A 14850-nucleotide genomic window follows, 5' to 3' on the forward strand; every position below is an offset into this window, starting at 1 on the left:
CGATCGACAATCGGGCCTTCTTCGGAGTCTGGCACGAGTGGGTTCGACGTGTACATATTCGACGTGTACAAAACCGCTAGGTCACGACAGCGGGCGCCGTGCTACGACAGCGAAGTTCAACGGGATCCTCGGCGACCCCTGCGCCAATTCCCATCCATTGGCGCAGGGAATGAGCTCAGGGAAGGCAGGCCAATCCATGTAGGGCAGCTCGGCCACCGATTCGATGTGTAACCCTGCGCGAAGCAGTGAACCGATGACCTCGCCCAGATCGTGGCGCCACTCGTGATTGGTGGCGTGTGCGATCTGGCCGGTCGAGTTGTCGGTGTACGAGCTGGAATCTTCGTAGGTTCGGACTCCGCCGCCGGAAAGGTAATCGTCGGTGATGTTCCACGGTTCGAATGCCAGGGCGCCGAGGATCGGATGATCGTCGCGGATCATGAATACGCCACCCGGTTCGAGGAGGTCGTGGATCGACTGGGCCCAGTTGGCGAGCTCCGGTAGCCAGACGATTGTCCCGGTGCTGGTGACGATGATCTCGAAACGCCGGTTGATCAGTGAGGCGGCGAACCGTGCGTCGCCTTCCACCCAGGTGATCTCGTGGCTGTTGGCTTCTGCGATGCGTGCTGCGTGGTGCAGAGACTTGGGCGATAAGTCGAGTCCGTGGACGTCGATCGCGCCGAGTCTCGCCCACGAGAGGGTGTCGGTACCGATATGGCATTGCAGATGCAGGAGCGAGCGTCCCTGGATCCCCGATACGGGCAGGTGAGGGGCGAGCACCGAGAGGTCGTTCTGCACAACCGTCGAGATGACTGTGGGATCGGCCAGAAAGCGTTCGACGTCATACATGTCGGAGCGCACGTGGACGTCGGCTCGATCATCCCAATTCGCCTTGTTGGCGGCGATGGCATCTGCCTCTTGCATGGCTGCTCCCTCAGAGTCGGCTGCGGATCGAGTTTTGTCGTGATGACGACCCTCGACGGCATCGTAGTCGGGCCGTCATCCCCAACGCGCATGTTCGGGCCGCGCTGGGGATGTGCCGTGCTGGGGAGGGGCAGGGGTCACCAACCGCGTTCGCGCCACTCCTGCAGGTGCGGTCGCTCGGCGCCGAGTGTCGTGTCCTTGCCGTGGCCGGGGTAGACGATCGCGGAGTCGTCGTAGCGGCCGAAGAGCTTGGTTTCGACGTCGTTGAGCAGTGAGGCGAACTTCTCGGGATCAGCCGTCTTACCCACTCCGCCGGGGAAGAGTGAGTCGCCGGTGAAGATGTGAACCTGGCCCGACGGTTCGGTCAGCACGAGTGCGATAGAGCCAGGGGTGTGGCCGGACAGGTGGATGACATCCAAGCTCAGGTTTCCGACCGTGACAGTGTCGCCGTCTTCGAGCAGTACGTCCGGAGTCACAGGAAGCGCTTCGGCGTCGAGGGGATGCGCAGCGGTTGGCACATTGGTGGCAGCGTGGACGTCTTTCAGTGCCAACCAGTGATCGCCGTGCTGGTGTGTGGTGACGATGGAATCGAATACCGGAGCTTCTTGCTCGATCAGCGCAACGATCTTCTCGGCTTCGTTGGCCGCGTCGATGAGGAGTGATTTCCCGGTTGCGGAACAGACCACGAGGTAGGTGTTGTTGTCCATGGGGCCGACAGACATCTTTGTGATGGTTGCGCTGTCGATTGTGCGTCGTTGAGGCGCAGAATCGGGGGAGAGCTGACCGGTGTAGGAGTTGTCGATCACGATGGGCTGATTCGTCATGATTTGCAGGCTACCTTCGAATAGGGGCTGGTAGAACGCTGGGTTCGCGCTTGCGCTCAAACATGTCGGTGGCTCGGCCTACCATGGCGACGTTCGAGGACTCACTGGGTGTGAGTGCTCGTAATGTCCGTGATGTCGCTGGTGGACAGCCCCAGATGAATGTCGATGAAGGGAATTGGTGTGTCGGATCGCCTGATCGTGCGGGGTGCGCGAGAGCACAATCTGCGAGGAGTCGACCTGGATCTCCCGCGAGACAGCATGATCGTCTTCACAGGTTTGTCGGGTTCGGGTAAATCCAGCCTTGCGTTCGACACGATCTTCGCTGAAGGACAGCGCCGGTATGTCGAGTCGCTCTCGGCGTACGCGCGTCAGTTCCTGGGTCAGATGGACAAACCTGATGTCGATTTCATCGAAGGCTTGTCGCCCGCGGTGTCGATCGATCAGAAGTCGACCAACCGGAACCCGCGATCAACCGTCGGAACCATTACCGAGGTCTACGACTACCTTCGTCTCCTCTATGCCCGCGCGGGTGCGGCTCACTGCCCGGTGTGTGGTGAGAAAATCGCACGCCAGACCCCTCAACAGATTGTCGATCAGGTGCTCGACATGGAGGAGGGCATCAAGTTCCAGGTCCTCGCCCCGGTTGTGCGCACCCGAAAGGGCGAGTTCGTCGATCTTTTCGAACAGCTCAATACACAGGGTTACTCACGCGTCCGAGTCGATGGCGTCGTTTACCCTCTGACTGATCCGCCCAAGCTGAAGAAGCAGGAAAAGCACGACATCGAAGTTGTCGTCGACCGGCTTCAGGTGAAGGCAAGCTCCAAGCAGCGACTCACGGATTCGGTGGAGACCGCTCTTCGTCTTGCCGAGGGCATTGTTGTTCTCGACTTCGTCGACCGTGAAGAAAACGCGCCTGACCGGGAGCGGCGATTCTCCGAGAAGCTGGCGTGCCCCAACGCTCATCCGCTCGCAATCGATGATCTCGAGCCACGTTCGTTCTCGTTCAACTCGCCGTACGGAGCCTGCCCGGAGTGCACGGGTCTCGGTATCCGCAAAGAGGTCGACCCGGAACTTGTTGTTCCCGATTCGGAGTTGAGCCTCGAGGACGGAGCTATCGCGCCGTGGTCGATGGGGCAGAGTTCCGAGTACTTCGGACGTTTGCTGTCGGGTCTCGGGGACATCCTCGGGTTCGACATGAAGACGCCATGGAACAAGCTTCCCGCCAAGGCGCGCAAGGCAATCCTCGAAGGCAGCGAGGAGCAGGTCCACGTTCGGTACAAGAACCGGTACGGCCGTACTCGTTCTTACTACGCTGAGTTCGAGGGCGTCATGCCCTTCCTGCATCGCAGGCTCGAGCAGACCGAATCCGATCAGATGAAGGAACGCTACGACGGCTACATGCGCGACACCCCGTGTCCTGCGTGTGGCGGTGCGCGACTGCGTCCGGAAATCCTGTCGGTGACCATTGCTGCCGGAGATTTCGGCAGCAAGTCCATCGCGGAGGTCTGTGAACTCTCGATTTCCGACTGCGCAGATTTCCTCAACAGCCTCACCCTCGGTTCACGCGAAGAAGCCATCGCGGGTCAGGTGCTCAAGGAAGTTCAGGCGCGTCTCGGGTTCCTCCTCGATGTCGGCCTCGAATACCTCTCACTGTCGCGTGCCGCCGGCACCCTGTCCGGTGGCGAGGCCCAGCGAATCCGCCTGGCAACGCAGATCGGTTCGGGCCTTGTCGGTGTGCTCTACGTACTGGACGAGCCGTCCATCGGTTTGCACCAGCGGGACAACCGTCGCCTGATCGAAACACTGACCAGGCTTCGCGATCTCGGCAATACCCTGATTGTGGTCGAGCACGACGAAGACACCATTCGGACCTCCGACTGGGTGGTCGACATCGGTCCGTATGCCGGCGAGCACGGCGGTCAGGTCGTCCACAGCGGACCGTACGAAGAGTTGCTCACCTGCGACGAGTCGATTACCGGCGCGTACCTGTCTGGGCGCAAGTTCATCGAGGTCCCCGAGATCCGTCGCCCGGTCGATCGTAAGCGTCAGGTCACCGTTGTCGGTGCGCGTGAGCACAACCTCGACGGTATCGACGTGAGCTTCCCGTTGGGTGTTCTCACCGCGGTCACCGGCGTTTCCGGATCGGGTAAGTCGACACTGGTGAACGACATCCTGGCCACGGTCATGGCAAACAAGCTCAACGGTGCTCGTCAGGTGCCCGGCCGCCACACCCGAATCAACGGGCTCGACCAACTCGACAAACTGGTCCAGGTCGATCAGTCGCCGATCGGCCGTACCCCGCGGTCCAACGCAGCCACCTACACCGGTGTCTTCGACAAGATTCGGACGCTGTTCGCTGCCACAACCGAAGCCAAGGTGCGCGGCTATCAGCCCGGGCGTTTCTCGTTCAACGTCAAGGGCGGTCGCTGCGAAGCGTGCTCGGGTGACGGCACACTCAAGATCGAGATGAACTTCCTGCCAGACGTCTACGTTCCGTGCGAGGTCTGCCACGGCGCTCGGTACAACCGCGAGACACTCGAGGTTCACTACAAGGGCAAGTCCATCGCCGAGGTGCTGGACATGCCCATCGAAGAGGCAGCGGAGTTCTTCCAGCCCGTCACCTCGATTCACCGGTACTTGAAGACTCTGGTGGACGTCGGTCTCGGCTATGTCCGACTGGGACAGCCGGCACCGACACTGTCCGGTGGCGAGGCTCAACGTGTCAAGCTCGCCGCCGAGCTTCAGAAGCGTTCCACAGGACGTACCGTCTACATCCTCGACGAGCCGACGACTGGCCTGCACTTCGAAGACATTCGCAAGTTGCTGATCGTCATCAACGGATTGGTCGACAAGGGCAACAGCGTCATCGTGATCGAGCACAATCTCGACGTCATCAAGACGTCGGACTGGGTTGTCGACATGGGACCTGAAGGCGGATCCGGTGGCGGAACCGTTGTGGCAGAAGGAACTCCGGAAGAAATCGCCGCAGTCCCCGAGAGCTACACCGGTAAGTTCCTCAGCGAGGTACTCAGCGCGCAAAAGGCTCCTGTGAAAACGAAGACTGTGGCGAAGAAGCGCGCCGCGAAGGCCGCAGCCCCCAAGAAGGCTGCGCCGCGGAAGAAGTCCGCATCGGTGGCCTAACCCGATGGGATAGGTGCGACGTCGGTGATGCCGGGACGGTTTGTCGGTCCCGGCATCACTGCTGAGGCGGCGTTGTGACGCTAAGCGTCCGTAACTTTGTGACGCTACGCGTCGGCGACATTGTGACGCTATGCGTCGGCGGCCTCGAGGATTGCCTCAGCCAACTCCTTCGGGCGTGACCACATCGGCCAGTGTCCGGTCGGAAGGTCGACGTACGTCACCGGCAACTTCGCGAGTTCGACGCCAACGGGAAATCCACCGTCAGCCATCTGCTTGATGACGTCTGAAGGGAAACTGCTGCACACCACAGTGGTGGGAACGGCGTAGCGTCTCGGATCGGTCAGGACGATCTGGTCGCGGGCTGCGCCCGCAGGTTCGGGAACGGCGTGGCCCCGAAAAGCCGTCAAAGCGTCGTCGTCAAGTCCGTCGATGCTGCTCCCGTCCGCTTCCAATTCCGCCCAGGTCGGTAGTGGAATCTCGACCGCATCGTCGGCGAGATCGGGTCGAAGTGCGGTGCCGTCCGGCATCGGACCGCTGTCGACGTAGACGATTCGCGCAATCTGGTCGGGTACTCGATCGGTGGCGGCATAGCCGGACGTTCCGGCGCCGCTGTGGACCACGAGGATCGTGCGTTCGTCCGAACTCGAGACGGCGTCGACAATTGCACGGACGTGGGAATCGAGAGTCACAGTGCGCCGGGGTGAGGCCACCGAGTCGAGTCCCGGCAAGGTCAGTGCGGTGACGCGGGTGTCGGGACGTTCGAGGTGGGGGAGTACTGCGTCCCAGGCCCATGCGCCAAGCCAGAATCCGGGAACCAGAACGATGTGAGTTTTCATGAACCCATCGTCGTGGGCTATCGGTGACAGCTGAGTGTCACTGATTTTGTCACCGTTTGGTATCGAAAACTGCGACAATGGAAAACGTGAATCGAGCGGCGAGATTGCATGCACTCCTCGAGGAGTTGCGTCGTCGTGGTGACCGCGGGTCAAGTGCAACGCGGCTTGCCGCGCAATTCGGTGTCACGTCGCGCACGGTCAAACGAGACATCGAGACATTGATGGAGTCGGGGTCTGCGATCGAAGGTCGATCCGGACCTGGCGGTGGCTACCGATTGATCGGCCGCGCGACGTTGCCGCCGGTGAATTTCACTGTCCCGCAGGCGGTATCGATCGCCTTGGCGTTGACTGCTGTCGGCGATGCTCCGTTCGCGGACGACGGACGAGCGGCACTGGCGAAGTTACTGGACGTCATGGACACCGACAGTCGGGCCAGAGTCGAGGAACTCAGCGGGCGCGTCTGGGTCCGTCATGGCGAACAAGAAGAAGCTGATGAGGAGTCAGGAGTCAACCGACGCGCGATCGAGCAGGCATTGGAGCGTAAGTGCGTCGTGTCGTTGCGGTACATCGATGGGGACGGGGCCGAATCTACGCGCGCAGTCGAGCCGCATTTGCTGGCTCACACCCGAGATCGGTGGTTCTTGATCGGGTGGTGCCGAACGCGGGACGCGGTTCGGTGGTTCCGTCTCGATCGGATCCAGAAGGCAACTCTGACGAAGGTGCATTTCGTTCCCCGCGAGACTGCGCTGTTCGGAGAACCGCCGCCGACGGCTCGCTCGGCGGCCGACGTGAGGTGAGGGCTCAGGCGCTCATATTCCGTGCCGCCGCAACGGATTCCGCGACCAGTGCTTCAAGTGCTGAACGGTCGACGTCACTGAGTCGTTTGACGTAGAGGCAGCCTTTGCCGATCTTGTGCTTGCCCAGACGGTCGAGGGTCTCGCCGTGGTCGTCGAAGTTCAGCGACAGATAGAGGGTGAGTGCGGTGGCTCGGGGTGAGAACCCGATCAGTGCGGTGTCACCTTCGTGACCGCTGGCATAGCGGTAGTGGCGGGCACCGAATCCGATGATGCTGGTGCCCCACAACACCGGCGGTTCGCCGGTCGCAGCCGACAGCATGGATATTAATTCCATGCTGTCGGCACGTTTGACCGGGTCGGCAATTCGATCGACAAAGGCGCCGACATCATCGGAGGACGGCTGCGTCTTGTTCGCTGTTGGCACGGTCGTGTTTCAGGCTCAGTAGACCGGGCCGGTGAACTTCTCGCCCGGGCCCTTGCCGGGCTCGTCGGGATGCGACGAGGCTTCTCGGAACGCGCGCTGCAGGGCTTGCAGGCCTTCGCGAATGGGGCCGGCGTGGGGGCCGAGGTATTCGACGGATGCGGTGACCAGACCGGCCAGCGCGGTGATGACGCGACGTGCCTCGTCCAGGTCCAGGTACGGGCTGGCTGACGGGTCGGCGTCGGACAGGCCGAGCTTCTCTGCTGCGGAGCTCATCAGCATCACGGCGGCGCGGCTGATGACCTCGACTGCGGGAACCTCGGAGAGTTCGCGGACATCAGGGTTCGCGTCGGTGTTCTGATCTGCTTCGAAGTTCTCACTCATGTCTGCAAGGATTCCATCACGGTGCGGAGCAGTTCAATCTGGCCTTGCCTTGTGCGGACGCGATTAGATTCATCGCCGTCGGCCTGATACTCTTGTGCCAACGACCGCCTCCGACATGTTCGGGGGCAGCAAGTGGAGCCCGACTCCCACCTCTGCGCGGCAGGTAAAACTGCAGTTCAGTGGTTCCGGTCACCTGAAGGAAGATTCTATTCTTCGTCAGGTTCCTCGTTCAGTAGAGGAGATTGTTCCTGGCGTGAGCTGGGTTTGATCTGATCGGTCGACATCGGGCCCCGCGGAGAAATATCACCGCGGGGTTTTTTGTTGGGGTTTGGGTAGAACTAGCTGCGTGCGGTCACGAGACCGCACCGTTCAACCTAGGAGGCCCCATCAGCACTGAGACCCGCATCAACGATCGTATCCGCGTTCCCGAGGTCCGTTTGGTCGGACCTGGCGGTGAACAGGTAGGCATCGTGCGTGTTGAAGATGCACTCCGCTTGGCTCTGGAAGCCGACCTCGATCTTGTCGAGGTAGCTCCTGATGCCCGTCCGCCGGTCTGCAAGATCATGGACTACGGCAAGTTCAAGTACGAAGCTGCACAGAAAGCCCGTGAGTCTCGCAAGAACCAGACTCTTACGGTCATCAAGGAGCAGAAGCTTCGCCCCAAGATCGACGCCCACGACTACGAGACCAAGAAGCGCAACGTTGTTCGCTTCCTCGAAGCTGGTTCCAAGGTCAAGGTCACGATCATGTTCCGCGGTCGTGAGCAGTCACGTCCCGAGCTCGGCTACCGCCTTCTGCAGCGTCTGGGAGCAGACGTCGCGGATCTCGGTTTCGTCGAGACCTCGGCTAAGCAGGACGGTCGCAACATGACGATGGTCCTGGCACCACACAAGGGTGCCAAGACTCGCGTCAAGGCTCAGGAAAGCGCTCAGGCGCCAGTCGCTCAGGCTGCTCCCAAGCCGGCTCCCGAAGCACCGGCAGCGCCGGCAGCCGACGAAGCGGCTCCCGAAGCTCCGACCAGCTAGTCGATTCCCAAGCACCATCACGTAACAAAGAACTGAGGACTCCATGCCCAAGATGAAGAGCCACAGCGGCGCCTCGAAGCGATTCAAGGTATCCGGTTCCGGCAAGCTCCTGCGCCAGAAGGCCGGCCGTCGCCACCTTCTCGAGCACAAGGCCAGCAAGGTTACCCGTCGTCTCGACGGTGTCGCTGTCGTCAGCCCTGATGACGCACCGCGCATCAAGCGCATGCTCGGCATCTGAGTCGTCCCCCTTACTGACCACCCGGGGCCGAAATCTCAGCCCCTAGATTGACAGGATTTTCACGTGGCACGCGTAAAGAGGGCGGTCAACGCCCAGAAGAAGCGTCGTTCAATTCTTGCTGCATCCAGCGGCTACCGTGGACAGCGTTCACGTCTGTACACCAAGGCCAAGGAGCAGCAGCTCCACTCGATGGTTTACGCATACCGCGACCGTCGTGCACGCAAGGGTGAGTTCCGCAAGCTGTGGATCACGCGTATCAACGCTGCAGCTCGGGCCAACGACATCACGTACAACCGCCTGATCCAGGGCCTGCGCCTGGCTGAGGTCGACGTCGACCGCAAGATCCTCGCCGAGCTCGCCGTCTCCGATGCAGAGGCCTTTGCCGGCCTCGTTGCACTCGCGAAGGCCGCTCTGCCGGCTGACGTGAATGCGCCTGCCGGAGAAGCAGCCTGATCGACGCATCACAGCAACGGCCCGTGGATCCGCTCACCGAGCGGACTCCGCGGGTCGTTTCTGCTGTCAAGCTCCTGCGCACAGCAGAACGACGTAAAGCAGGACGATTCCTGGTCGAGGGTGAAAACTCCGTCACGGAAGTTTTGAAGGCAAACAGCACCGGTGCGGGCATAACGGTGCGCGACCTCTTCTATACGGAGAGCGCCGCCGAGCGATATCAACATGTCATCGACTTGGCCTCGAGTTCCGGTGTTCGGGCTGCGCTGGTCACCGATCGCGCTGCAAAGGCGTTGAGCGACACAGTGACTCCGCCCGGCTTGGTCGCCGTGTGTGATCTCCTCGATGTTCAACTGTCAGATGCGATCCGCTCGGATACCAAGCTCCTGGCCGTTCCGGTCGAGGTCAATGAACCGGGCAACGCGGGCACCGTCATCCGGATTGCCGACGCAGTGGGCGCCGATGCCGCGATCCTGGCCGGCGACAGCGTCGACCCACACAACGGCAAGGTGGTTCGTTCGTCAGCGGGCAGCCTGTTCCACCTCCCGGTGGTTCGTGAACGCGATACCGATGCGGTGATCGAACAGATTCGCGCTGCCGGTATTCAGATACTGGCGACTGCAGCCGACGGAGAGATCGATCTCGACAACGCAGACGAGTTGTTGAGCAAGCCGACGGCCTGGCTGTTCGGGAACGAAGCACACGGTCTTGATCCGGCCGTTGCGGCTCGCGCCGACTACCGTGTTCGGATTCCGATCCATGGGCGCGCCGAAAGCCTTAATCTTGCGACTGCAGCCGCTATCTGCCTCTATGCGAGTGCGCGGGTGCAACATCGCGACGCGGATCAAGGCTGACAAGTAAGACGGAAGTGACCTCTCGGAATTCCATTTGCGGAAGCCTGAGAGAATGCAAGAGCGTAACAATGCTCGACCAAAATGCTCGACCGCAGTAGAGAAGCAAACCGAGAAGCGACAGGAGTGTCACAGCCGTGGCCAAAAATGAGGGCGCGACCCCGCCGGACGTCGACGCGAGTGCGCTCACCGAAGAGGCGCTGACCGCGGCCGCGGAGAACGCAGAGAAGGCGCTCGCGGAGGCAGCGGACCTGGATGCATTGGCACAGGTCAAGGTTGAGCACATGGGGGACAAGTCCCCGATCGCCCTCGCTCGGCGTGGTCTCGGCAAACTTCCGGGTAAGGAAAAGGCCGACGCCGGCAAGCGTGTCAACATTTTCCGGACCCGAATCACTTCTGCGTACGACGCTCGCCGCGAGGTTCTCCTTGCCGAGCGCGACGCCGCTGTGCTGGTAGCCGAGGCAATCGACGTGACGCTGCCGTCCGATCGTTACCCAGTGGGTGCCCGTCATCCCATCAGCTTGATCTCCGAGCAGGTCGCCGACGTGTTTGTCGCGATGGGCTGGGAGGTCGCCGAGGGTCCGGAGGTCGAGACCGAGCACTTCAACTTCGACGCTCTGAACTTCCTGCCGGATCATCCCGCGCGGACGATGCAGGACACGTTCCATCTGGCTCCGGAGAACTCGCGTCAGGTGCTGCGTACGCACACTTCGCCCGTGCAGGTGCGCACGATGCTCACGCGTGAGGTTCCGATCTACGTCGTCTGCCCTGGTCGTACCTTCCGTACCGACGAACTTGATGCGACGCACACCCCGGTGTTCTCCCAGGTCGAGGGCCTTGCCGTCGACAAGGGCCTGACGATGGCGAATCTTCGCGGAACTCTGGATGCGTTCGCGCGCGCGCTGTTCGGTCCTGAAACTCGGACGCGTATGCGCCCCAACTACTTCCCGTTCACGGAACCGTCGGCAGAGGTCGACGTGTGGTTCGCGAACAAGAAGGGTGGCGCCGGGTGGGTCGAATGGGGCGGCTGCGGCATGGTCAACCCGAACGTGCTGCGCGCCAGCGGAATTGATCCGGACGAGTACTCGGGATTTGCGTTCGGCATGGGCCTCGAGCGGACTTTGCAGTTCCGCAACGGCATCCCGGACATGCGTGACATCGTCGAAGGCGACGTGCGTTTCACGCTGCCCTTCGGTGTTGCAGGCTGACCGGTCCGGCACGCGGACCTTTTCGACCAACAGACTTATCGAGAAAACGAGAGAGCTGAGCTGACGTGCGAGTAGCGCAATCCTGGCTGACCGAGATCCTGCAGCGGGCAACTCCGGAGTGGGAGGTCACTCCCGAAGAGCTGGACGCAGGGTTCGTCCGGGTAGGGCTCGAAGTCGAGGAACTCGACACACTCGAGGCAATCGACGGCCCCTTGGTGGTCGGCAAGGTCCTCGACATCACCGAACTCACCGAGTTCAAGAAGCCGATCCGTTTCTGCCAGGTCGAGGTCGGCGAATCAGAACCGCGCGGCATCGTCTGTGGCGCCCGCAATTTCGCCGAGGGTGACCTCGTCGTCGTCGCGTTGCCCGGCGCTGTCCTGCCCGGCGGCTTTGCCATCGCGACTCGTGAGACGTACGGCAAGATTTCCGACGGCATGATCTGCTCGGTCGCGGAACTCGGCATCGGCAAGGACCACTCGGGCATCCTGGTGCTCGAGCCCGGCACTGCTGAACCTGGGGCAGACGGCAACGAGTTACTCGGACTCGGTGACACGATCATCGAACTGAACATCACCCCGGACCGCGGTTACTGCTTCTCGGTGCGTGGCCTTACCCGTGAGCTCGCCTGCGGTTTCGATCTCGAATTTGCCGATCCCGCTTCGGTTCCCGCCCATCCCGCTGAGGGACAGGCGTGGCCGGTGCATCTCGAGGCGGAGTCGAAGGCGACGCGATTCGTGATGCGCAAGGTCACCGGTATCGACCCGAAGGCGGTCAGCCCGTGGTGGATGCAGCGACGGTTGCTGCTCTCGGGTGTTCGCCCGATCTCTCCCGCTGTGGACGTCACCAACTACGTGATGCTGGAACTGGGTCAGCCGCTGCACGCATTCGATGCGAATGCAGTGAAGGGTGACCTGGTTGTTCGCCGCGCGAAGGCAGGCGAGAAGCTCACCACTCTCGATGAGGTCGAGCGAACCCTCGATCCCGAGGACGTGGTGATCGTCGACGATTCCGGCGTAATCTCGCTGGCTGCCGTCATGGGCGGCGCGACCACCGAGGTCGGCTCAGAGACTACGGACATCCTGCTCGAAGCTGCTACCTGGGATCCGCTCGCGGTATTCAAGACTGCGCGTCGGCACAAGCTCTCCAGTGAGGCCAGCAAGCGTTTCGAGCGTGTTGTCGACCCGGCCATCCCGGTGGCCGCAGTCGACCGCGCCGCTGCCTTGCTTGTCGAGATCGCCGGTGGCCGTATCGAACCCGTCCTGACGGATGTCGGCGCGGTTGCGCCGCGCGAGGCGATTCGGATGGACATCGACCTTCCCGATCGTGTCGCCGGTGTCAGTTACCCCAACGGCACGGCGGCCCGTCGTCTCACTCAGGTCGGTTGCACGGTCGAGGTCGGAGTCAGCGATGAAGGGCACGGCCAGTTGGTCGCAACCCCGCCGTCGTGGCGTCCGGATCTGGTTCAGCCTGCTGATCTGGTCGAAGAGGTTTTGCGTCTCGAAGGCCTCGAGCAGATTCCGTCGGTACTCCCCGCAGCGCCCGCCGGACGTGGATTGACGCCGAAGCAGCGCCGCAAGCGCACCGTGTCCAAGGCGATTGCTCATGCCGGGTACGTCGAGGTTCTGCCGCCGGTGTTCCTGCCCACCAGCATTTTTGATGTCTGGGGTCTTGACAGCGACGATCCGCGCCGCAATACGAGCAAGGTGCTCAACCCGCTCGAAGCGGATCGCCCTGAACTGGCGACGACGCTCCTACCCGGATTGTTGGAGGTATTGGCTCGCAACGCTTCTCGCGGTCAGCGTGATCTTGCGCTGTACGGCATCGCTCAGGTTGTGCTTCCGGGACCGGATACCAAGCCTGTTGATGCATTGCCGGTCGACCGACGCCCGACGGACGATCAGATCGCCAATCTGATCGCGTCACTACCGGATCAGCCGGTACACGTCGCCGCTGTTCTCAGTGGTTTGCGTGAACTCAACGGTCCATGGGGCCCCGGCCGTGCGGCCGAGGCATCGGACACGTTTGCCGCGGTGCGCGTCATCGCTGCGGCAGCCGGCGTCGAGGTTGAATTGCGTGCGGCGCAGTACCTGCCGTGGCATCCGGGTCGTTGCGCCGAAGTTCTTGTCGACGGCAATGTTGTCGGTCATGCGGGCGAATTGCATCCGGCTGTTCTCGAGCGGGCCGGACTGCCCGCTCGCACCTGCGCATTGGAAATCGATCTGGACGCGTTGCCGTTGGTCGAGAACCTGCCCGCACCGCGAGTGTCGCCCTTCCCGGCAGTTCTGCAGGATGTTGCGGTGGTTGTCGACCGCAGCGTTCCGGCTGCCGAGGTTCAGGAAGCTCTACGCGTCGGCGGCGGTGAACTTCTCGAAGATATCCGTCTGTTCGACGTCTTCGAGGGCGAGCAGGTTGGTGAAGGCCGCAAGTCGCTGGCGTTTGCACTCCGTTTCCGCGGCGTGGATCGCACCCTGACCGAGGACGAGGCCAGTGCCGCGCGTGACGCAGCAGTTGAGGCAGCGTCCAAGGCTGTCGGTGCGCAGATGCGCGGCTAGCGGCACGGGTTGTCAGGGGACCCGGGGCCGCGTAGGCCGCGGGTCCCTTTCTCGTTCAGTCGAATTCGACATGGTTTCAGGCTCATCGGGGAAGCCAGACGTCCGGCGCGACGGTACTCGTCCGGCGACCATGCTGGTCGAGCACGTGACCGAGTAGTTTGCGGATGTAGAGCACGATCGAGCGGTCCCCGATACGCAACTCGGGGTACTCTCCGCGCAGTCGAATCTCGAATGCGTCGAGTTCTGCGGGCGAATGCAGCCACAATTGCACCACGAGATTCTCGCGGCCGACGACGGCAAAACAGTTCCGTACCTCAGGGGCTCTACTGATGAGCCGGCCCACCGTGTCGAGATGCTCGGCGTCGATGCGGCACCACAGGGTTGCGAGTACGGGTAGTCCTGCGACGGGGCGTGCAAATTCACACCTCAATGCCACCAATCCCGATGAGGTGAGGCGGTCGATTTGCCGCTTGCAGGCGGCTGGACTGATTCCGATCGAATCGGCAAGTTCCCGCATCGGGGTTCGCCCGTCGTGCGCGAGTGTGGTGAGAAGTGTGCGGTCTTGTTCCGATACTGCGCTTATCCGGGAGCGTGAGCGTCGCCCACTCGATTCGCCGCCAGTCAGGATGCCGCGCTCGGATGGCGCAAGTGCATTGAGGCGCCACCGGCCGCCTTCGGTGAACCAGCGTGTGATGATCGAAGTTCGCAGGCTTTGTATGCCGTCGATCGTGGCGATCTGCTGGGAAATGAACTGCGACATGGAAGCCAGATCTGGGGTTCCGGCAGTGACCAGGAGATCGGCTCTGCCGGTGGAGATTTCGATGGTGACCGCGTGAGCCAGCGTTGTCAGGCGCTCGGCTATCGCGTCGAGTTGCGACGGCGCGCAGTCTATTTCGACAACAGCTGTCACGATGGCGTCGAGGACGCTTGGTCCAGGGGTAACTGTCACCCACGCCAGCGCGGATTCCGAGAGGCGGTTCCACCGGCGGGCGATTGTCGCGGCATCGAGTTCGAGCGGCTCGGCCAGCGAGAGCCACGTAGAGCGCGGGGCGAGTTGCAGCGCATTAATTATCCTCAAGTCGATTTCATCGATGTAGAGACTTTTGTCAGCAATATCAGCACCCATAACGTCATTATCCTGCATTTTGTCGTTAATTTCGGACTATCTGCCACTCTCAAGCGACAAGGGTGATCTGCGTCGA

The 14850-nt window shown here is 61.9% G+C and carries 14 protein-coding genes; 8 read left to right on the plus strand and 6 right to left on the minus strand.

The features are described from left to right. Positions 1 to 81: 81 nt before the first annotated feature. The gene (locus tag ACFRFQ_RS22360; protein ID WP_378662397.1) at positions 82 to 921 is read right to left on the minus strand and encodes a class I SAM-dependent methyltransferase; all 840 of its coding nucleotides are present in this window, start codon (positions 919 to 921) and stop codon (positions 82 to 84) included. A gap of 137 nt (positions 922 to 1058) precedes the next feature. After that, positions 1059 to 1745 (minus strand): MBL fold metallo-hydrolase, encoded by a 687-nt coding sequence (locus tag ACFRFQ_RS22365; protein ID WP_378662399.1) that lies wholly within the window; start codon positions 1743 to 1745, stop codon positions 1059 to 1061. Positions 1746 to 1925: 180 nt separating this feature from the next. On the opposite strand from ACFRFQ_RS22365, the gene uvrA reads away from it, so the two are divergent. Next, a complete protein-coding gene (gene uvrA, locus ACFRFQ_RS22370; RefSeq protein WP_378662500.1) occupies positions 1926 to 4886 on the plus strand; it encodes an excinuclease ABC subunit UvrA in 2961 nt (986 codons plus the stop codon). Positions 4887 to 5014: 128 nt separating this feature from the next. Here uvrA and ACFRFQ_RS22375 read toward each other — a convergent pair whose 3' ends face one another. Further along, positions 5015 to 5722 (minus strand): alpha/beta fold hydrolase, encoded by a 708-nt coding sequence (locus tag ACFRFQ_RS22375; protein ID WP_378662402.1) that lies wholly within the window; start codon positions 5720 to 5722, stop codon positions 5015 to 5017. 77 nt (positions 5723 to 5799) lie between these two features. Between ACFRFQ_RS22375 and ACFRFQ_RS22380 the strand changes: the two genes are divergently transcribed. After that, a complete protein-coding gene (locus ACFRFQ_RS22380; protein WP_378662405.1) occupies positions 5800 to 6519 on the plus strand; it encodes a helix-turn-helix transcriptional regulator in 720 nt (239 codons plus the stop codon). Between the two features lie 4 nt (positions 6520 to 6523). Here the strand turns inward: ACFRFQ_RS22380 and ACFRFQ_RS22385 are convergent, their stop codons facing one another. Further along, the gene (locus tag ACFRFQ_RS22385; protein WP_378662408.1) at positions 6524 to 6943 is read right to left on the minus strand and encodes a DUF1801 domain-containing protein; all 420 of its coding nucleotides are present in this window, start codon (positions 6941 to 6943) and stop codon (positions 6524 to 6526) included. Positions 6944 to 6958: 15 nt separating this feature from the next. Next, a complete protein-coding gene (locus ACFRFQ_RS22390) occupies positions 6959 to 7324 on the minus strand; it encodes a DUF1844 domain-containing protein (RefSeq protein WP_033230796.1) in 366 nt (121 codons plus the stop codon). Positions 7325 to 7710: 386 nt separating this feature from the next. On the opposite strand from ACFRFQ_RS22390, the gene infC reads away from it, so the two are divergent. From infC to pheT, 6 genes are all read left to right on the plus strand, one after another. Beyond that, complete coding sequence (infC, locus tag ACFRFQ_RS22395; RefSeq protein ID WP_185993421.1) at positions 7711 to 8349, plus strand: translation initiation factor IF-3; 639 nt, start codon at positions 7711 to 7713, stop codon at positions 8347 to 8349. A 43-nt stretch (positions 8350 to 8392) separates the two neighbouring features. Continuing rightward, positions 8393 to 8587, plus strand: a complete 195-nt coding sequence (gene rpmI / locus ACFRFQ_RS22400; protein WP_138868881.1) for a 50S ribosomal protein L35 — start codon at positions 8393 to 8395, stop codon at positions 8585 to 8587. A gap of 63 nt (positions 8588 to 8650) precedes the next feature. Beyond that, positions 8651 to 9040, plus strand: a complete 390-nt coding sequence (gene rplT / locus ACFRFQ_RS22405) for a 50S ribosomal protein L20 (RefSeq protein WP_033230794.1) — start codon at positions 8651 to 8653, stop codon at positions 9038 to 9040. A 23-nt stretch (positions 9041 to 9063) separates the two neighbouring features. After that, a complete protein-coding gene (locus ACFRFQ_RS22410; protein WP_378662413.1) occupies positions 9064 to 9891 on the plus strand; it encodes a TrmH family RNA methyltransferase in 828 nt (275 codons plus the stop codon). A gap of 134 nt (positions 9892 to 10025) precedes the next feature. Continuing rightward, on the plus strand, positions 10026 to 11096 hold the full coding sequence (gene pheS, locus ACFRFQ_RS22415) for a phenylalanine--tRNA ligase subunit alpha (protein ID WP_378662416.1): 1071 nt from the start codon (positions 10026 to 10028) through the stop codon (positions 11094 to 11096). Between the two features lie 65 nt (positions 11097 to 11161). Beyond that, positions 11162 to 13648 (plus strand): phenylalanine--tRNA ligase subunit beta, encoded by a 2487-nt coding sequence (pheT, locus tag ACFRFQ_RS22420; protein WP_378662419.1) that lies wholly within the window; start codon positions 11162 to 11164, stop codon positions 13646 to 13648. An 82-nt stretch (positions 13649 to 13730) separates the two neighbouring features. Here pheT and ACFRFQ_RS22425 read toward each other — a convergent pair whose 3' ends face one another. Then, positions 13731 to 14792, minus strand: a complete 1062-nt coding sequence (locus ACFRFQ_RS22425) for an Lrp/AsnC family transcriptional regulator (protein ID WP_378662421.1) — start codon at positions 14790 to 14792, stop codon at positions 13731 to 13733. Positions 14793 to 14850 lie beyond the last annotated feature (58 nt).

This window comes from Rhodococcus sp. NPDC056743 (assembly GCF_042790355.1).
GTDB lineage: Bacteria > Actinomycetota > Actinomycetes > Mycobacteriales > Mycobacteriaceae > Rhodococcus_F.